Genomic DNA, 19,203 nt, shown 5'->3' on the forward strand with positions numbered 1-19,203 from the left:
CTGGAGATGCCCTAATGTTCCGATTTCCCGTGCGCCTTGTCGGCGCAGCCGTCGCGTTGACTCTGGCGGCAGCCAATCCGGGCTTTGCCCAGCAGCTCGAGCTCAAGTTGATGGCGCCGGCGGCTCCGGGCGGAGGCTGGGACCAGACCGCGCGCTCGATGCAGCAGGCGCTGGTGGCTGCGGGCGTCGCCCGCAGCGTGCAGGTCACCAATGTTCCCGGTGCAGGTGGCAGCGTCGGCATCGCGCAGTTCGTCAACGGCGCCAAGGGCGACGGCAACCAGATGATGGTCAACGGCTTCGTCATGGTCGGCGCGCTCGCCATGAACAAGTCGCCAGTGACGCTGGAGCAGGTGACGCCGATCGCGCGCCTGACCGAGGAAATCCAGGTGATCGTGGTTCCCGCGAACTCACCGATCAAGACTGCGCAGGATCTGGCCGCCGCGGTGAAGGCCGATATCGCCAAGGTCACCTTTGCCGGCGGTTCGGCCGGCGGCGTCGACCATGTGATGGCGGCCTTGTTCGCTGGCGCCGTCGGTGCCGACGCCAAGAAGATCAATTACATCCCGTTCTCCGGCGGCGGCGAGTCGCTGGCGGCGATCCTCGGTGGCAAGGTCACCGCGGGCATTTCGGGGCTCAGCGAATATGAAGGGCAGATCAAGTCCGGCAAGCTGCGCGCGATCGGCGTGACCTCGGAGAAGCGCATCGCAGGCAGCGACATCCCCACGTTCAAGGAGCAGGGCATCGACCTCGTGATCGCCAATTGGCGTTCGGTGGTCGCGCCTCCCGGCATCACGCCGGAGCAGCGCAAGACCTTGAGCGATGCGGTCGAGAAGATGGTGAAGTCTGACGCCTGGAAAGAGATCCTCAAGCAGAAGGGCTGGGAGGATGCCTATCTCGGCGGCGATGCTTTTGCCGACTTCCTGAAGAAGGAAACGGCCCGTGTCACCGACGTGCTGAAATCGGTCGGCTTGGTCAAATCATGACCTCGGGCGATCCCGTCCAGCCGCCGCGGCGCGTCGACCGCGCCGGTCTCGTCATCGCGGCATCGCTTGCGGTGCTCGCGGTCGTGCTGGTCTGGGACGCGCGCGGCCTGCAATCTGCCGCGATGTACGGGATGGGGCCGGAGGCGATGCCGGTCGTGGTCGCCTGCGGCCTTGCGCTGCTTGCGATCGGCAATTTCGTCGATGCACTGCGCGGCAATCTGCCGGCACGCGAAAGCGCCGATCCCGTGCCTGTGGTTCTGATCCTCGTCGGTCTGGCGCTGCTGATCGCCATCATCGGCTTTGGCGGCGGCTTCATCCTAGCGACCTCGGCCCTGTTCGTGACGACCTCGACGGCCTTCGGGCGCCGTGCCATCCTCATCGACGCCATCATCGCTCTCGTGATGTCGACCCTCATCTATCTCGCGTTCGACCGGTTGTTGACGCTGAGCCTGCCTGCCGGCCCGCTGGAGCGACTGCTGTGATGGATACCTTTGCCGCGCTGGCTCACGGCATGGCGGTCGCCGTCCAGCCGATGAACCTGCTTTACGCGCTGATCGGCGTGTTCCTCGGCACGGCCGTGGGCGTTCTGCCCGGCATCGGCCCGGCATTGACGGTCGCGCTGCTGCTGCCAGTGACCTACAAGCTCGACCCCGGCGGTTCGCTGATCATGTTCGCCGGCATCTATTATGGCGGCATGTACGGCGGATCGACCACAGCGATCCTCATCAACACGCCGGGTGAAAGCGCCTCGATGGCGACCGCGCTCGAAGGCAACAAGATGGCCAAGGCCGGCCGCGGCGGGCCGGCGCTTGCGACCTCCGCAATCGGTTCCTTCGTCGCCGGCACCATCGCCACCATTGGCTTGGCTTTCCTTGCGCCATGGCTGGTCGATGTCGCCGTGCGCTTCGGTCCGGAGGATTATTTCGCGCTGATGTGCGTTGCCTTCGTCACGGTGTCGGCGACCTTCGGCGATTCCCCAATCCGCGGCCTGACCAGCCTGTTCATCGGTTTGACGCTCGGTCTCGTCGGCATCGACAAGTTGACCGGTCAGGCGCGGCTTGCGTTCGGCGTTCCTGAATTGCTCGACGGCGTTGAAGTCACAACGCTCGCGGTCGGCCTGTTCGCGGTGGGCGAGGCACTCTACGTCGCATCGCGCCGCCACCACACCGAGGAGAAGCTGGAGCCGGTGCGCGGCTCGCTGTGGATGACCAAGGAGGACTGGAAGCGGTCTTGGAAGCCATGGCTGCGCGGGACCATGTTCGGTTTCCCGATCGGTGCGCTCCCGGCCGGCGGCGCGGAGATCCCGACCTTCCTGTCCTATTCGACCGAGAAGCGGCTGACGAAGCATCCCGAAGAATTCGGCAAGGGCGCGATCGAAGGGGTCGCCGGCCCCGAAGCTGCCAACAACGCCTCCGCTGCCGGCACGCTGGTGCCGCTCTTGACGCTGGGCCTGCCGACCTCGGCGACCGCCGCGATGATGCTGGCGGGCTTCCAGCAATATGGTCTCAATCCGGGCCCGCTGCTGTTCGCCGAGCGGCCCGACCTCGTGTGGGGCCTGATCGCAAGTCTTTTCATCGCCAACATGATGCTGCTGGTGCTCAATCTGCCGCTGGTCGGCCTGTGGGTGCGGCTGCTCGCGATCCCGCAGCCCTGGCTCTATGCCGGCATCCTCGTGTTCGCGACCATGGGCACCATCGCGGCAAAGCCGTCGGTGGTGGAACTGTCGATGCTCGCCGGTTTCGGCGTGCTCGGCTTCCTGATGCGCCGGTTCGATTTCCCGATCGCGCCCGTCGTGGTCGGCCTGATCCTGGGCCCGATTGCCGAAAGCCAGCTGCGCCGCGCGCTCGCGATCAGCCTCGGCGATCCCATGACGCTGCTGCAGAGCCCGATCTCGGCAACGCTCCTCGGCGTCGCGCTGATCGCGCTGGTGGCGCCCTTCGTCTTGAAGGGGCTCGGGCGGTTCAAGGCGAATGAGGACTAGCGGAACTCATCAACGGCCAGTTTGCCCAATGCGTAAGCAAAGGTGCCGTTTTATTTGAGTTGCCCCTGCCGCCGTCGGGGGCAACCATCGCTGGGCTGTCCAATATCCGTGAGAGCCCCGATGACCAAACTCACCCGCTTCACCGTTGCTCCCCTGCACAGCATGACGCGGCGCTTGGCCGATGTTGCGTCGGCCCGCGTCGCGCCGGATCTCGTCGTCACGGGGGCGCGGGTGCTCTCGACCTATTCGGAGCGCATTCATCAGGGGCGGGAAGTCTGGATCACAGGCGGCCGCATCGCGGCGGTGAAACCGGCAGGCACAGCCAAGAAAGCCTGGAGCGATGTTCCGCTGTATGACGCCGCCGGTGGCATCATCGCGCCCGGCCTCGTCGATCCGCACATCCACATCGAATCCTCGATGGTGACGGCCTGCGCCTATGCCGAGGCTGCGTTGCTGAACGGCACCACCACGATCTTCTGCGACAGCCACGAGATCGGCAACGTCATGGACGTCGCCGGTGTGGAGGCGATGCTGGAAGATGCGCGCGAGGCGCCGCTGTCGATCTTCTTGACCGTGCCGAGCACGGTTCCCGCGACCTCGGCTGAACTGGAGACGGCGGGCGGCGACCTCACGCCGGACAAGATCGCCGGTCTGTTCGATCGCTGGCCCGAAGCGGTGGCGCTTGGCGAGAAGATGGATTTCGTGCCTGTCACGATGGGCGACGAGCGCAGCCATGCCATCCTCTCCGCAGCCTTAAAGCGGGGGCGTCCCGTTTCCGGGCATGTCTACGGCCGCGAATTCGTTGCGGCCTATGCAGCATCCGGCGTCACCGACACCCATGAGGCGATCGACCGCGACATCGCCGATGACCTGCTCGATGCCGGCGTTTGGGTGTTTTTGCGCGGGGGACCGCCGACCACGCCCTGGCATTCGCTGCCGCAAGCGATCCGAACGATCACCGAGCTCGGGGCCTCGCACAAGCGCACCACCGTTTGCACCGACGATCGCGATGCCGACGATCTCCTGCTGTTCGGTCTCGACTGGGTGGTGCGCGAGGCCGTGAAGGCGGGGATGTCGCCCGAGCAGGCCTGGTCAATGGGCTCTCTGCATGGAGCGACCCGCTTCGGGATGGAAGGCGATATCGGCGGGCTTGGCGGCGGCCGCCGCGCCGATCTCGTGCTGATGGACGATCAGCTCGAGCCACAATGCACCTGGTATGGTGGCGAGCTCGTGGTCGAGCACGGCAAGATCACCCCGCGTCTCGATCAGGCGCTGTCGCATCGCTACCAATATCCCAAGGGAGCCTATGCGACCGTCAAGCTGCCGCAGACGATGAAGCTGACGCCCGAATTGCCCGCGAAGGCCTGCACCGTCAACGCCATCAAGACCGCGCTGCCTGGCATCACGCTGATCCACGAGAAAGTGGAGATCGAACCCGCAAAAGACTGGCCGTCGCTGTTCGCGCGCTACGGTCTCTGCTTCGTCGCCGTGGTCGAGCGTCATGGCAAATCCGCCGGGAACGTTGCCCATGGGCTCCTGAAGGATTTCGGCCTGAAGCGCGGCGCGGTCGCCTCCAGCGTCGGACACGACAGCCACAATCTCATCGTCGCTGGCACCAACGAGGGCGACATGCAGGTCGCCATCGCCGCCATCAAGGAGCGGCAGGGCGGCGTCTGCGTCGTCGCCGACGGCGAGGTGAGGGCGCTGGTTCCGCTGCCGATCGCAGGACTCCTGTCCGACAAACGTGTCACCGAAGTGGCGGAAGAGGTGAAGGTGCTGAAGAAGGAATGGGCCGAGGCCGGCTGCACCATCCCGTACATGGGCTTCAATTTGATTCCGCTATCGGTCATTCCGGAAATTCGCATCACCGATAAGGGACTCGTGCTGGTGCCGCAGATGCAGCTGGTGCCGCTGTTCGAGTGAGCTGCTTTCACGCATCTGTTGATCTAACCGATTGACACGTCCACGATTTTCTCGTGGTTGCCGCATCGTGGAAAATAAAATCGGTCTCGTTGAGATCGGCTTCTGCGTATCTGATGATCTCGCTCGCTGACGCAATTTGAGCGAGGTCCGATATGGCGAAGATGCGAGCTGTCGATGCGGCCGTGCGTATCCTGGAGAAGGAAGGTATATCGACGGCCTTCGGTGTTCCCGGCGCTGCAATCAATCCGCTTTACTCGGCGCTGAAGAAGCGCGGCTCGATCCGCCACATCCTGGCGCGCCATGTCGAGGGCGCTTCGCACATGGCCGAAGGCTATACACGCGCCAAGGCCGGCAATATCGGGGTCTGTATCGGCACCTCCGGGCCGGCTGGCACCGACATGATCACCGGTCTTTACTCCGCGATCGCCGATTCCATCCCGATCCTCTGCATTACGGGGCAGGCGCCGCGCGCGCGGCTCTACAAGGAGGATTTCCAGGCGGTCGACATCGAGTCGATTGCAAAGCCTGTCACGAAGTGGGCACTGACGGTACGTGAGCCGGCGCTGGTGCCGCGTGTGTTCAGCCAAGCCTTTCACGTGATGCGCTCAGGCAGGCCGGGGCCGGTGCTGATCGACATGCCCCTCGACGTACAGCTCGCCGAGATCGAATTCGATGACGAGACCTACGAGCCGCTGCCGGTCTATAAGCCCGCCGCGACGCGCAAGCAGGTCGAGAAGGCGCTGGAGATGCTCAACGCCGCCGAACGGCCGCTGATCGTCGCGGGCGGCGGCATCATCAACGCCGACGCCTCGGACCTGCTGGTCGAGTTCGCCGAAATCGCCAACATACCCGTCGTGCCGACGCTGATGGGATGGGGCGCGATCCCCGATGATCACGTGCTGATGGCCGGCATGGTGGGTCTCCAGACCAGCCACCGCTATGGTAATGCCACGCTGCTGGAGTCCGACTTCGTGCTCGGCATCGGCAATCGCTGGGCCAACCGCCACACCGGCTCGGTCGAGACCTACACCAAGGGTCGCAAATTCGTTCACGTGGACATCGAGCCGACGCAGATCGGGCGCGTGTTCAATCCCGATCTCGGCATCGTCTCGGACGCAAAGGCCGCGCTCGAACTGTTCGTCGCCGTCGCCAGGGAGTGGCGGCGGTCAGGCAGGCTCCGCGAGCGCCAGGCGTGGCCTGCGGCCTGCCGCGACCGCAAGAAGACGATGCTGCGCAAGAGCCATTTCGACAACGTCCCGATCAAGCCGCAGCGCGTCTACGAGGAAATGAACAAGGCGTTCGGCCGCGACACCACCTATGTCACCGTGATCGGCCTGTCGCAGATCGCCGGCGCGCAGTTCCTCGGCGTCTACAAGCCCCGCAACTGGATCAATGCCGGGCAGGCGGGGCCGCTCGGCTGGACGCTGCCGGCCGCGCTCGGCGTGCGCGCGGCGTGCCCGGAGCGCGAGATCGTCGCGCTCTCCGGCGACTACGATTTCCAGTTCCTGATCGAGGAGCTCGCGGTCGGCGCGCAGTTCAATCTGCCCTACATCCACGTCGTCGTGAACAATTCCTATCTCGGCCTGATCCGACAGGCCCAGCGCGGCTTCGACATGGACTATCACGTCCAGCTCTCCTTCGAGAACATCAACGCGCCCGAGATCGGCGTCTACGGCGTCGACCATGTCGCGGTCGCCGAAGGCCTCGGCTGCAAGGCCATCCGCGTCACCGACTCGAAGGACACGCAGGCAGCGTTTGCGACCGCCCGCGAATTGATGGCCAAGCACCGCGTGCCTGTGGTGGTCGAGTTCATCCTCGAACGGGTCACCAACATCGCGATGGGCACGGAGATCGACAACATCGTCGAGTTCGAGGAGGTGCTGGACCTTCCGCTCGACGAAGTCGAGACCACGCGCGTGCTGCAGCCGGCGGAATAGGGGAAGAAGCACCATGCCGAAATTTGCCGCCAATCTCACCATGCTCTTCAACGAGATGCCGTTCCTCGACCGCTTTGCGGCGGCGAAGGCGGCGGGCTTTGCCGGGGTCGAATATCTCTTCCCCTATGATTTCGACAAGGCGCAGCTGCGCGAGCAGCTCGAGGCGCATGGCTTGACTCAGGTGCTGCACAATCTCCCCGCCGGCAACTGGGCGGGGGGCGAGCGCGGCATTGCGATCCTGCCCGACCGCATCGCCGAATTCCGCGACGGCGTGTTCCGCGCGATCGATTATGCCAGGGCGCTCGATTGCGAGCAGCTCAACTGCCTCGTCGGCATCGCCCCTGTCGACGCCGATCCGCACGAGCTTCGGGAGACGCTGGTCGGGAATCTGCGTTTTGCAGCTTCGTCGCTGGCGCGAGAGAACATCAAGCTATTGGTCGAGCCCATCAACACGCTCGACATTCCCGGCTTCTTCCTCAACGGCACCGAGCAGGCGGTGCAGCTGATCTCCGAGGTGAGATCGAACAACCTCTTCATCCAGTACGACATCTACCACATGCAGATCATGGAAGGCGATCTCGCCCGCACCATGCAGGAATATCTGCCTCAGATTGCTCACGTCCAACTTGCCGACAATCCCGGCCGTCACGAGCCCGGCACCGGCGAGATCAACTATCCCTTCCTGTTCCGCCACCTCGACGCGATCGGCTATCGCGGCTGGATCGGCTGCGAATACAAGCCGCGCACCACGACGCTGGAGGGCCTGTCGTGGCATGCGGCACAGACGTTTGAGACCTGAGAATATTGCCACGTCGGCGGTGCGCTCCCTCTCCCGCTAGCGGGAGAGGTGCACCGAGTGCGCGGATGAATTTTGCTACTTCAACTGTGAGAAATCAAACATGACCAACATCGGCTTCATCGGACTTGGCACCATGGGACGGCCGATGGCCGGCCATCTCCTGGCCGCGGGCCATCGCGTTCTCCTGCATGACGTTGCGCCGATCGCGCCAGAGCTGATGTCCGCGGGCGGCATCGCCTGCACATCCGCCAGCAAGGTCGCGGAGCAGGCGGACGCGGTCATCATCATGGTGCCGGATACGCCGCATGTGGAGGCCGTGCTGTTCGGCAAGGAGGGTGTCGCTAGCGGCATCTCCAAGGGCAAGATCGTCGTCGACATGAGCTCGATCTCGCCGCTGGCGACGAAGGAGTTTGCGAGGAAGATCGAGGCGCTCGGCGCCGATTATCTCGATGCGCCGGTGTCGGGCGGGGAGGTCGGCGCCAAGGCGGCGAGCCTCACCATCATGGTCGGCGGGCCCGAGCGGGCCTTTGGCACCATGAAGCCGATCTTCGACAAGATGGGCAAGAACGTCACGCATGTCGGCGCCAACGGCGACGGGCAGACGACAAAGGTTGCCAACCAGATCATCGTCGCGCTCACCATCGAAGCCGTGAGCGAGGCCCTGTTGTTCGCATCCAAGGCCGGTGCGAATCCCGCGCTGGTGCGCAAGGCGCTGATGGGCGGCTTCGCGTCCTCGCGAATTCTGGAGGTGCATGGCGAGCGCATGGTGAAGCGCAATTTCGATCCTGGCTTCCGCATCGAGCTGCACCAGAAGGATCTCAATCTCGCGCTCGAAGGTGCGCGTGCACTCGGCCTGTCGCTGCCGAGCACGGCGGTGGCGCAGCAATTGTTCTCGTCCTGCACTGCACATGGCGGCAAGGCCTGGGATCACTCCGCCATGGTGCGGGCGCTGGAACTGATGGCGGGGCATGAGATCGCCAGGGCCTGAACTGTTACGCGGTAACACTGTCCAGTGATGCATCTTTCGTCGCAGGGGAACCGGAACAATGCTCCGGCCCCGCGGGTTGAAGGCGCAGGACAATCACTGGAGACAAAACACCATGAAAACCCGTCTTGCGATTACGTTGGCTGCAGCGTCGCTGCTGGCGTCGAGCGCAGCCTTTGCTCAGTCGACGACCGAACAGGGCGCCAGGGACGGCGCGCGTGCAGGTGGCGACATCGGCGGCCCGATCGGTGCAATGGTTGGCGGCACCGTGGGTGCAGCCGTCGGCGCCGGTCTCGAAATTCCGAATGCGGTCCTCGGCGGAATTCCTCGCAGCGACTCCGTCGTGGTCCAGGAGCGCGTCGTGGTCGGCGAGCCGCTGCCTCCGACCGTGGTGCTGCGGCCCGTGCCGAACTACACCGAATATCGCTATGCGGTCGTGAACGATCGCCGGGTGATCGTCGAGCCGCGCACACGCCGCGTGGTCAAGATCATCGACTGATCGACGCAATTTTGTGCTGAGCAGGGCCCTGCGGAGCATCACTCCGCGGGGCCTTCGCTTGTCATGGCGGAGCTGGTGCGAAAGCGCGAGAGTAGCCGGTCTGCGGCGGCGGCGAGTGCAAAGCCGAGGCACGCGGTGGCAGCATCGACCAAAAAATCCACCAGCCGCGCGTGACGGCCGGGTGCCCAAAATTGCATCAGCTCGAGAACGCCGATCAGGACGACCGCGGCCGCTGCGCTCAGCAGGCGCCGGCGTGGATAGGCGAGGCCGAAGGCCAATCCCACCATGACGAAGGCAAGCGCATGTTCGCCGTCCTGACCGAGGTCGGAATGGGGGCGAAGGCCGGGAGGACCGAGGGTGGCGAACGTAACGGCAGCGGCGAGCAGCCAGGCAAAGGTACGAATGAACATCCGGGTCGCTTAGCACGAATTTGGTCGGGTTGTCGCGAGGCTCGTATCAGATCGCCGTGTAGTTAATGACAAAAATGTTAAAGCGGATAGCGCACGCCGAGGCCATGCATGAAGCGTTCCCGGATCTGCACGGGGTCGCGCCGGGTGGTGCCCACGCCGGGCTTGTCGTCAATCCTGACCGCGATCAGGCTCGGCTCGGAAGCGGCCATGGCGTCGTCGACCAGCCGCTCGAAATCTTCCTCGTCCGCGGCCCAGGCGCTGCTCGCAAGACCAGAGCCAATGGCAATGGCGACGATGTCGGCAACGTTCGCTGCCGGCGTCGGCTGCGCCCCGGTGATTTGGTAGATGCCGTTGTCCATCACGATCATCGTGAGGTTCTTCGGCTTCAAGGCTGCAATCGTCGAGAGCGCACCGAGCTGCATCAGGAGCGAGCCGTCGCCTTCCAGCGCGAAGACGCGGCGGTCGGGCTGCGCCAGCGCGACGCCGAGCGCGATCGGAAAGGCGAGTCCCATGCTGCCCAGCATGTAGAAGTTCTGCGGGCGGTGGCCGGCGGCCCACAGGTCGAAATTGGTGTTGCCGATGCCGCCGATCACGGCTTCCTCGTGCTTCAGCTTCGCGATCAGCCGCGAGGTGACGTCGAAACGGTTCATCACCTTGGTGTTGCCAGTGTTCATCGCCGGCCTCACTTGTCGAAGACCTTGCCGCCCGTCAGCAGCGGGTTGAGGATCAACGCCACCGGCGCCTGCGTGGTGACGGCCTGCTTGATCGAGCGGTCGGTGATGAATTCGAGCTCGTCGAGCCGGGTGATGGTGTGATGCTCCAGCGCCAGCGAATTCAGCACCGGTCGCATGGTGCGGCAGACCAGGGACTGGCCGTAGTTGAATTCGCCGAGCGTGCCGCGCTCAGAGACGAGCATGATCAGCGGAATCTGGTAGGGCACTGCGAGCGAGGCCAGCACGTTTGCGAGCGTCGCAAAGCCGGAGGTCTGCATCAGCACCGCGCCGCGCCGACCGCCCATCCAGGCGCCGGCGACGATGCCGACGGCCTCTTCCTCACGGGCGGTCGCGAAAGTGGTGAAGAAGGGATCGGCGTGCAGGTTCTTGATCAGCGGCGTCAGCACGCGGTCCGGCACGTAAGGGATCAGGTTGATCTCGTTCCGCTTCAAGGTTTGCAGGACGATGCCGTGCCAGCTTCCGTCGCTGCTCCCCTGCGGCTGCTGTTCCGCAATCGCCATCGCGCTCTCCCTAGGGCCGCGCATACTTCTTGGTTCTTGCCGTCGCGGCGGTCTGCCGAACTTGACGCGGGCAGCGGGATTGTCAACATGTCCGCCCCGTCACCGTGATCTGCGCCAGCAGGCCTGCCGTGGCCGGCACCGCCATGGCATAAGCGGCGACAACCAGAACACGGGAGGGGCATAGGAGGGCGCGCATCGCGCTGACCTTGCGGATCTCCCGCGAACGAGCCGGAAGGGTCCTGATGTCCGTCAACAACAAGCGCGTCGTCTACTCCAATTATTTGGCCAATCCGATCTATATCGATATCCTGAAGGCCCGGCCCGACGTCCGGCTCGATCGCATCGAAAATGGAAGCCCCGAGGATGTTTATGGCCCGCTCCTCGGCGCTGCCCACGTCTACCAGGTCGGCGCCGCCCGCGATGAGCTCGCCCCGCATTTCCATGTCGATGCCGCCTTCCTGAAGCGGACGCCGAATTTGCTGCTGGTCTCCAGCAATGGTGCCGGCTTCGATCCCGTCGACGTCGAGGCCTGCACGGAGGCAGGCGTCGTAGTCGTCAACCAGTCCGGCGGCAACGCCCATTCGGTCGCCGAGCACGCGCTGGCGATGATGCTGACGCTGTCCAAGCGCATCATCCAGTCGGATCGCCGGCTGCGCCGCGAGCGCGACGTGAACCGCAACGATCTCGTCGGCAACGAGGTCGAGGGCAAGACCGTCGGCATCATCGGCCTCGGTAATGTCGGCCGGCGCATCGCCGCCTTGTGCAAGGGCCTGCTCGGCATGACAGTGCTTGCCTACGATCCGTATTTGTCGGCTGAGGTGATGGCCGAGCGGGGCGGGGAGAAGGTCGAGCTCGACGAGCTGTTGCGCCGCGCCGATTTCGTCTCGATCTCATGCCCGCTCAACAAGGGCAGCCGCAACTTGATCAGCACACGCGAATTCGCGCTGATGCAGCCGCATGCCTATTTCATCACCACCGCACGCGGCTTCATTCACGACGAGGACGCGCTGCTGCAGGCGCTGCGCGACAAGCGCATCGCCGGTGCCGGCCTCGACGTCTGGTCCAAGGAGCCGCCGCCGCCGGAGCATCCGCTGCTCCAGTTCGACAACGTGCTGGCGAGCCCGCACACGGCAGGCGTCACCATCGAGGCGCGCCAGAACATGGGCCGGATCGCCGCCGAGCAGGTGCTGGATGTGCTCGACGGGAAGCGCCCGCCGCGCATCATCAATCCCGAAGCCTGGCCGCGCTATGCCGAGCGCTTCAAGCAGGCTTTTGGCGTGACGCCGGGGTAGGGCGCGCGAAGCCCAGTCGCGCGCCGATACTTGGTTATCAGGATGAAAACGGAGCGCGGTGGATTTTACTGATGGCGTGAATGAACGCGTATGACCTCTCCTGTAGATCAGGGAGCATGAGCATACTTTCGATTGCGACATCCGGACTTTCTGCGGCGAGTTTGCGCGTGAACGTGGCGGCGAGCAATATCGCCAACATCAGCACGACCGGCCCACTACCCGCGTCAGGCGGGTCGAGCGCATCGGCCGGTGCGGGCATTGCTCCAACGTTTCCTGCAGCCTACGTGCCCTTGCGGGTCGATCAGGTCTCCCAGTCGAGCGGTTCGACGCCGGGCGGTACGGTTGCGACCGTATCGACGGTATCGCCGAGCTATACCGCGCAATCCGACCCGAGCGCTCCCTTCGCAAACCAGGACGGCCTGGTGGCAGCGCCGAATGTCGATCTTGCTAGCGAATTCGCTCAGCTGGTGACCGCAAAATACAGCTTCGTTGCCAATGCGAAGGTCATTCAGGCCTACGCCGAGACGCAAGACACGCTCCTCGACATCAAGGCGTGAGGGCTGACGTCGGCCGTGTCTCGCCAGCCTGGGCCACTACCCCAGCTTTGCGCCGAGCTGCTGGAACACGGCCTCGCAGGTCATGAGGTCGAGATGGCCGCCGCCCGCGTTCTTGAAGAACGTGATGTCGGACGGTGACGTTCGCCCCTGCACAAGGCCGCCGACGAGGTCGTAGAGGTCGCCGAGGACGTCTGCCTCGCTGATCGCGCCGCTCGCGATCGGCTGCAGGATGTCGCCGACGCCGTGGAAGGCGGATTCCCGCCGGTCCACGAAGACGCGGGAGCGCTTGGCCGCCTCGTCATCAGCCTCCCGGGTTTGCGGTGTGTAGCCGCCGACGAGGTCCAGATGCGTGCCCGGCCGCAGATTGAGGCCCTTGATCAGCGGCTGATGCGCGCGGGTGCAGGTGGTAATGACATCGGCCTCGCGCGTCGCGGCGTCGAGATCCGTGATTGCTTCCGCCTTGATGCCGGCCTTCGCCAAGCGCTGAGCGAGATCCACGCCCCGGTCCGGGCTGCGATTCCAGATCAGCACGCGCTCCAGTGACGGCCGCACGGTGCGATGACCCCGGATCAGCCATTCGGACATCTCGCCGGCCCCGACGCAGAGCAGCGTCTCGGGATTGGGCGGGGCGAGCAGTTTCGTGGCCAACGCGGAGTCGGCTGCGGTGCGCCAATGCGTGATCTCGGTCCCGTCCATCGCCGCCAGCGGCCGGCCGTTGGTGCCGTCGAACAGCACGCACACGGCCTGCACCGCCGGCATCCTGCCTTCGGCCAGATTGGCTGGAAAGCTGGTGAACATCTTGCTGGCCATGTATCGGCCGGGATCGACGGCGCTGCGGATGACGTATTGCCCCCTCTCGTCTCCAAGGAAGGCGTCCAGCACCTCCATCTTCGGCCGGCGATGCGCTTCTTCGAGGGCCTCAATCAGGATCGGAAAGGTCAGAGCCTTCGTGACTTCGGTATCGGAGAAAAAGTGCAAGGCAAGTTCCTCATTGGCGACCGGCATTTGCCCATAAACCCGCGCGGCAGGTTCCGCAACGAATCTTCCGCCGGGACTGGACAAGCCTTGATCCGCGTCAAAATCTCCTTTCCCCGTCCGGCCTAAATGGGACTAGAGTGCCGGCGGGCAGGCAGGGAGGTCCCATGTCAACTTATGTCGTCAGGTTCATGAAGGACGTGCTCGGCGAATACGGCCGGCAATGCGAGGTCTGCCAAGGCACGCTCGAGATCGACGCCGCCGACGAGGACGAGGCCAGGGAACGGGCGAAAGCGAGGTTCTGCAAGGACCAGGCGTTGCATCACTGGTCACTGCATGCCGACCGCATCCATGTCAGACCCGCCGACTTCCCGTCGTAGCGACTAGCGCCCGGGTGCCGTGACGGGCGGGGGCGTCGTCGTCCCCGCGCCGAGCGAGCGTTGCACCATGACGGTGTCGGACCAGCGGCCGTGGCGGTAGGCAACGCCGCTGAGCAGGCCGGCGCGTGCGAAACCGAACCGCTCGTGCAGCGCCAGCGAGGGCGCGTTATCTGCATCGATATAGCCGATCATCTGGCGGAAGCCGGCCGCCGCGCAGGCGTCGATCAATTCCTGCAGCAACAGCCGTCCGACCCCGCGGCCGAGATGGGCGTGGTGGACGTAGATCGAGTGCTTGGCGGTGTAGCGATAGGCCGGCCTTTTGCGGAACAGCACGGCATAGGCATAGCCGACGACCTCGCCGCGCCAGGTCGCAACCAGATGCGGCAGGCGGGTCTGCTTCAGGTTCTTGCGCCGGTCGCGCAGATCGTCCGGCTCCGGCGCACCGGTTCCTTCGACATCGCGCGGCACGCCGCTGCGGACGTGATGGCGGTAGATCGCCAGCATCGCCTCGATGTCGCTTTCGCGTGATGGCCGAACCAGGACGGGTTCATCGCTCGCGCGCGCAGCTGCTTCGTTCATCGGCACCTACTCGGTCACGACATAAGTGTAGAGCCCGATGCGCCCATTCGCATCGACCTCCTTGTAGACGCCCTGGATCTCGACGTCGAAGCCCGGAAATGTGTTGAAGCAGGTCTCGAACATCTTGAGATAATCGATCATGGGCTTGGCTCGTTCCGTCAGCCGCTCGCCGGGCACGATGGTGGCGATGCCGGGCGGGTAGACCACGAACGGCGTGGTCGCGATTCGGCCGGCGATCGCCTCGATCGGGAGGTAGTCGACGTCGTTCTTGAACAGATAGCGCGCGGCATCGCGGGGCGACATCGCGATCTCGGGCATATGCTCGGGCATGAACTGCCGCGCCTGGAGCGCGCTGACATCGGCGGTGCGGAAGAAACGGTGCATCTCGCCGCAGAGGTCACGCAGCCGTGCACCGGCGTAGCGCGCCTGCCGCCTCTGATAGAATTCGGGGATGACGTCGGCGAGCAGCGCATTGTCGTCGTGCAGTCGCTTGAACGCGACGAGGCCGGAGATCAGCGTGCCCGCCTTGCTCGCCTCGACGCCGGGCGTGAGCAGGAAGAGCAGGGAGTTGAGGTCGTTCTTCTCGGGGACGATGCGGTTCTCGCGCAGATATTGCGCGACGACCGGCGCGGGAATGCCGTGCTCGGCATAAGCTCCCGTCGCACGATCGAACCCGGGCGTGAGCAGCGTCAGCTTGTTCGGATCGGTCATGGCAAAGCCTTCCGCGAGATCGGGAAAGCCGTGCCAGTTGGTATCCGGGGAGAGCTGCCACAGCGCGGGGTTGGTGGCGAGCTCGTCGGTCGAGAGGGTCTCCCAGGCGACGTTATGCGCCGCGCCGGGACGGCTGACATCGGCAATGGCGACGCGATCGGGAACGAAGGGCTCGAAGAACCAGCGGCGATCCGGGTTCTGCTCCTTCTCCTCGAACTCCTGGCGCATCGCGCGGATCTTCTTGCGCAGCTCGATGCCGAGCCGGATCGTGTCGTCCCACAGCACTTCGCCGGAGCGGCCCTTCATCATCTGTGCGCCGACGTCGAGCGAGGCGAACAGCGGGTAGAACGGCGAGGTCGAGGCGTGCTGCATGAAGCTCTCGTTGAAGCGGCGGTGCTCGACGCGACGCTTCTGGCCGCGGATATGGCGGTCCTTGATGTGGATCTGCGAGGCCTGCGAGAAGCTTGCCAGCTGCTTGTGGGTCGACTGCGTCGCGATGATGCCGGGGGCGTCGGGCGAGAGATTTACCAGCCCCATGGCGAAGCGGCCGGCATAAAGGGGGTGGAATTTCATGAAGCCGGCCCAAGCCTCGTCGAACAGGATGTAGTCGCAGAGATGGCCGATACGCTTGATGATCATCTCGGCGCTGTGGATCGAGCCGTCATATGTGCACTGCTCGACCACGGCGACACGGAACGGCCGCTCCTTGCGCCAAGCGTCGCGATCGTTCACCAGGGGATGGTTGCGGATCGCCTCGCGCAAGCTCTTCTCTTCGAGCCGGTCCCAGCGCATCGGGCCGATCAGTCCCCAGGCGTTGCGAACGGTCGGCACATAGACCGGGATGCCGCCATTGATCATCAGCGCGCCGTGATGGGCGGCCTTGTGGTTGTTGCGGTCGAACAGCACGAGATCGCCGTCGGTGACGAGGGCGCCCAGCGCGACCTTGTTCGAGGTCGAGGTGCCGTTGAGCACGAAATAGGTCTTTTCCGCCCCGAAGATCGCCGCCGCTTCTTTCTGCGCCCTCAGCGCCGGGCCCTCATGGGTGAGGAGGTCGCCGAGGTCGAGCACGGAATTGTCGAGGTCGTCGCGGAACACGGACTCGCCGAGATGCTCGACGAACACGCGCCCGATCGGGCTGCGGTTGTAGAACACGCCGCCATTGTGGCCCGGGCAGGTCCAGAGCTGGTTGCCTTCCTCGGCATAGTCGACCAGCGCGCCGAAGAACGGCGTCTTCAGCGTCTCGGCATATTGCTTCAGCCGGCTGATCAGGTTCTTTGCGATGAAGGTTGGCGTCTCCTCGGACAGGAAGACATAGCCATCGATGAAATCGAGCACCTCGACCGGCAAATCCTCGAACCGCTTGCGACGGATCAGCAGGATGATCGGGAAGTCGAGGCCGCGGCGGCGCATCAGATTGATCAGCGCCGAGGTCTTGCCTTCCAGGCCCTTCTTGCCCCAGTCCACCACCATGCAGCCGATCGCGGCATCGGTCTGCACCGCCATCTCGGCATCCTCCAGCTTGCGGGCCCGGACCACCTCGAAGCCGGAGCGCTGGATCTCCTCGATGATCTGGTTGAAGCGGACGCCTTCGAGATCGTCGGCATCGAACACAGGGGCGGCGAACAGGAAGTTGAAGCGCTTGAAATAGTCCATGGCAGGTCCCGAATGTGCAGGAAGATACAGCTCTCTGCACATTCGATGACATCTGGATGACATGCCCGAGTGCTGCGGCAAGGTTAGCCTGACGCTTCACTCCAGCAGCTTGTCCAGTGTGATCGGGAAGCGCCGGATGCGCTTGCCGGTGGCATGATAGACGGCGTTCGCAATTGCGGCCGGGACGCCGACGATGCCGATCTCGCCGAGCCCCTTGATTCCCAACCGGTTGATGCGGTCGTCGGGCTCGTCGACGAAAATGACGTCAATGTCGTGGACGTCGGCGTTCACGGGAATGTGGTATTCGGCAATGTTCGCGTTCATGATGCGGCCGAAGCGGTGATCCATCACCGTTTCCTCGTGCAGCGCCATTCCAATACCCCAGACCACCCCGCCCATGATCTGGCTGCGGCCGGTCTTGGTGTTCAGGATGCGCCCGGCCGCGACCGCATTCACGATCCGGGTGACGCGGATAATTCCCAGCTCCTCGTCGATCTTCACCTCCGCGAAGACCGCCGAATGTGTGTTGCGGGCATGCGATTTATCCTCCGCGAATTGGTTGAGCTTCTCCTTTTCGATCCGCTCGAGCTTGCTGTGGCGCATGACATCCGCAATCGAGACAGCGGCCCCGCGACCGTCGCTGCTGGCGATCATGCCGTCAGTCAGGGTGACGTCGGCGGCGTCGAGGTCAGCGAGCGGTGTGCCCGGCATGGCCTTGGCAAGACGTGCGAGTTCCCAGCGAATTTCTTCGGCCGCTCCCAAGACCGCATGCGCGCTTGATGCCGCCATCCAGGAGCCGCCCTCGACGGGGGCTTGCGGCAAGGTCGAATCGGCGAGCCGGACGCTGATATTCTCGATCGGCAGCCCGAGAGCATCGGCCGCGACCTGCGCCACGATGGTGTAGGTGCCGGTGCCGATATCGGACGCGGCGCAGGAGACCTCGGCATGGCCGTTGGCCGTCAGCACGATGCGGACGGCGACCGGCATCTGCAGCGCCTCCCACACCCCGGTCGCCATGCCCCAGCCGACCAGTTCCTTGCCGTCTCGCATGGAACGCGGCGCCGGATTACGCCGGCTCCAGCCGAACGCTTCGACGCCGCGGGCGTAGCATTCGCGCAGCTGCTTGCTGGTGTAAGGCAGGCCTTGGCTCTGGTCGCGATCCGAGTAGCACCTCAGGCGCAGCTCGACCGGATCGAGCTTCAGCGCGACGGCCAATTCGTCCATGGCGCATTCGAGCGCGCAGACGCCCGTGGCCGCACCCGGCGCGCGCATGTCGCAGGGTGTCGAAACGTCGAGGTCCACCAGCTTATGGGAAAAGTTGCTGTTAGGACTCTTGTAAAGCTGCTCGGCCCAGCCCGTATCGTTGCGCGAAAAATCCTCATAACGTGAGGTCACGGCAACGGCTTCGTGGGTGATCGCATCGAGCGTGCCGTCCGGCTTTGCACCGAGCGCAACGCGCTCGATGGTCATGGGACGATAGCCCAGGCCATACATTTGTTGCCTCGTCAGCACGACGCGGACGGACCGCTTCAGTGCGAGCGCGGCAAGGGTTGCCAGCACCACCTGGTGCTGCGGCCGCAGGCCCGAGCCGAAGGCGCCGCCGACATAAGGCGAGATCACGCGGATGTCGTCCGGTTCCTTGCCGAAAACACTGCAGAGAAACTTCTGGACGTTCTGGACGCCCTGCGTCTTGTCGTAGACCGTGAGCCCGCCACTGCCGTTCCAGACGGCTGTCGTCGCGAAGAGCTCCATGGGGTTGTGGTGCTCGGTCGGAATGACGTAATCCGCCTCGTGGCGCACGGCCGCGCGCGTCAGGGCTGCTGCGGCATCACCACGCGGCTTGTGCGGTTGATCCACTTTTTCGGCCTTGCCGCGTTCGGATTCAAGATCGGTCGAAAACGCCTCCTGCTCATATTCGACGCGAACGCGGGTTGCGGCGAACTTGGCGATCTCCCAGTCCTCCGCGACGACCAGTGCGATCGGCTGGCCGTTGAACTTGACCCTCTCATCATAGAGCGGCCGGAACGGCGAGCCCTTCTCCGGCGCCACCTCATCCTTCCAGGCTTCGTCCTTGTCGGCGAGGGGCGGCCGATGTTCATGCGTGAGCACGTCGACCACGCCCTTCACCTTCAGCGCCTCGCTGGTATCGAGACGAGCGACGCGCCCACGCGCGATGCTGGCCTCGACGACGAAGCCGTGAAGGAGACCGTCTGCTGCGAATTCGCCAGCATATTTGGCGGCCCCGGTGACCTTGGCGCGGCCGTCGACGCGCGACGTTGGTGTTCCGACATAGGCGTTCATCGGG

The 19,203-nt window shown here is 64.6% G+C and carries 18 protein-coding genes; 11 read left to right on the forward strand and 7 right to left on the reverse strand.

Features of this window, described 5'->3' with window-relative positions:
• The first annotated feature begins 14 nt into the window (after positions 1–14).
• From I6F28_RS23605 to I6F28_RS23640, 8 genes are all read left to right on the forward strand, one after another.
• Positions 15–983 (forward strand): Bug family tripartite tricarboxylate transporter substrate binding protein, encoded by a 969-nt coding sequence (locus I6F28_RS23605; protein ID WP_036023339.1) that lies wholly within the window; start codon positions 15–17, stop codon positions 981–983.
• A complete protein-coding gene (locus I6F28_RS23610; RefSeq protein ID WP_225141314.1) occupies positions 980–1,465 on the forward strand; it encodes a tripartite tricarboxylate transporter TctB family protein in 486 nt (161 codons plus the stop codon). Before I6F28_RS23605 ends, I6F28_RS23610 begins: the two co-directional genes overlap by 4 nt.
• Positions 1,465–2,964 (forward strand): tripartite tricarboxylate transporter permease, encoded by a 1,500-nt coding sequence (locus I6F28_RS23615; protein ID WP_036023341.1) that lies wholly within the window; start codon positions 1,465–1,467, stop codon positions 2,962–2,964. The genes I6F28_RS23610 and I6F28_RS23615 overlap by 1 nt, the downstream gene beginning before the upstream one ends.
• A gap of 120 nt (positions 2,965–3,084) precedes the next feature.
• Positions 3,085–4,887 (forward strand): adenine deaminase C-terminal domain-containing protein, encoded by a 1,803-nt coding sequence (locus I6F28_RS23620; RefSeq protein ID WP_225141315.1) that lies wholly within the window; start codon positions 3,085–3,087, stop codon positions 4,885–4,887.
• Between the two features lie 152 nt (positions 4,888–5,039).
• Positions 5,040–6,824, forward strand: coding sequence for a glyoxylate carboligase (gene gcl / locus I6F28_RS23625; protein ID WP_225141316.1), 1,785 nt, complete (start codon positions 5,040–5,042; stop codon positions 6,822–6,824).
• A 13-nt stretch (positions 6,825–6,837) separates the two neighbouring features.
• Entirely contained in the window at positions 6,838–7,623 is a 786-nt protein-coding gene (hyi, locus tag I6F28_RS23630; RefSeq protein WP_036005630.1) for a hydroxypyruvate isomerase, read from the forward strand.
• Positions 7,624–7,723: 100 nt separating this feature from the next.
• On the forward strand, positions 7,724–8,611 hold the full coding sequence (locus I6F28_RS23635) for a 2-hydroxy-3-oxopropionate reductase (RefSeq protein WP_225141317.1): 888 nt from the start codon (positions 7,724–7,726) through the stop codon (positions 8,609–8,611).
• 112 nt (positions 8,612–8,723) lie between these two features.
• Positions 8,724–9,107: a DUF1236 domain-containing protein gene (locus tag I6F28_RS23640; protein WP_036005622.1), complete on the forward strand. Its 384-nt coding sequence runs from the start codon at positions 8,724–8,726 to the stop codon at positions 9,105–9,107.
• Between the two features lie 38 nt (positions 9,108–9,145).
• On the opposite strand, the gene I6F28_RS23645 is transcribed toward I6F28_RS23640, so the two are convergent.
• The 3 genes from I6F28_RS23645 to I6F28_RS23655 all read right to left on the reverse strand — a co-directional run bounded on the left by I6F28_RS23645 (position 9,146) and on the right by I6F28_RS23655 (position 10,751).
• On the reverse strand, positions 9,146–9,517 hold the full coding sequence (locus I6F28_RS23645; protein WP_036005619.1) for a VanZ family protein: 372 nt from the start codon (positions 9,515–9,517) through the stop codon (positions 9,146–9,148).
• 77 nt (positions 9,518–9,594) lie between these two features.
• Positions 9,595–10,191, reverse strand: coding sequence for a thiamine pyrophosphate-dependent enzyme (locus I6F28_RS23650; RefSeq protein ID WP_225141318.1), 597 nt, complete (start codon positions 10,189–10,191; stop codon positions 9,595–9,597).
• Between the two features lie 8 nt (positions 10,192–10,199).
• Positions 10,200–10,751, reverse strand: coding sequence for a thiamine pyrophosphate-binding protein (locus tag I6F28_RS23655; protein WP_225141319.1), 552 nt, complete (start codon positions 10,749–10,751; stop codon positions 10,200–10,202).
• A gap of 242 nt (positions 10,752–10,993) precedes the next feature.
• Between I6F28_RS23655 and I6F28_RS23660 the strand changes: the two genes are divergently transcribed.
• Positions 10,994–12,043: a hydroxyacid dehydrogenase gene (locus I6F28_RS23660; protein ID WP_036035094.1), complete on the forward strand. Its 1,050-nt coding sequence runs from the start codon at positions 10,994–10,996 to the stop codon at positions 12,041–12,043.
• 116 nt (positions 12,044–12,159) lie between these two features.
• Complete coding sequence (locus tag I6F28_RS23665) at positions 12,160–12,600, forward strand: flagellar basal body rod protein FlgC (RefSeq protein ID WP_036005608.1); 441 nt, start codon at positions 12,160–12,162, stop codon at positions 12,598–12,600.
• Between the two features lie 36 nt (positions 12,601–12,636).
• Here I6F28_RS23665 and I6F28_RS23670 read toward each other — a convergent pair whose 3' ends face one another.
• Entirely contained in the window at positions 12,637–13,578 is a 942-nt protein-coding gene (locus tag I6F28_RS23670) for an ornithine cyclodeaminase family protein (protein ID WP_225141320.1), read from the reverse strand.
• Between the two features lie 164 nt (positions 13,579–13,742).
• Between I6F28_RS23670 and I6F28_RS23675 the strand changes: the two genes are divergently transcribed.
• Entirely contained in the window at positions 13,743–13,955 is a 213-nt protein-coding gene (locus I6F28_RS23675) for a hypothetical protein (RefSeq protein ID WP_036005605.1), read from the forward strand.
• Between the two features lie 3 nt (positions 13,956–13,958).
• Here the strand turns inward: I6F28_RS23675 and I6F28_RS23680 are convergent, their stop codons facing one another.
• The 3 genes from I6F28_RS23680 to I6F28_RS23690 all read right to left on the reverse strand — a co-directional run bounded on the left by I6F28_RS23680 (position 13,959) and on the right by I6F28_RS23690 (position 19,199).
• On the reverse strand, positions 13,959–14,534 hold the full coding sequence (locus I6F28_RS23680) for a GNAT family N-acetyltransferase (RefSeq protein WP_036023349.1): 576 nt from the start codon (positions 14,532–14,534) through the stop codon (positions 13,959–13,961).
• 6 nt (positions 14,535–14,540) lie between these two features.
• Positions 14,541–16,898: an Orn/Lys/Arg family decarboxylase gene (locus I6F28_RS23685; RefSeq protein ID WP_036023350.1), complete on the reverse strand. Its 2,358-nt coding sequence runs from the start codon at positions 16,896–16,898 to the stop codon at positions 14,541–14,543.
• 96 nt (positions 16,899–16,994) lie between these two features.
• Positions 16,995–19,199, reverse strand: a complete 2,205-nt coding sequence (locus tag I6F28_RS23690) for a xanthine dehydrogenase family protein molybdopterin-binding subunit (RefSeq protein ID WP_225141321.1) — start codon at positions 19,197–19,199, stop codon at positions 16,995–16,997.
• Positions 19,200–19,203: the final 4 nt, after the last annotated feature.

This window comes from Bradyrhizobium sp. NBAIM14 (genome assembly GCF_020193895.1).
Taxonomy (GTDB): Bacteria; Pseudomonadota; Alphaproteobacteria; order Rhizobiales; family Xanthobacteraceae; genus Bradyrhizobium; species Bradyrhizobium yuanmingense.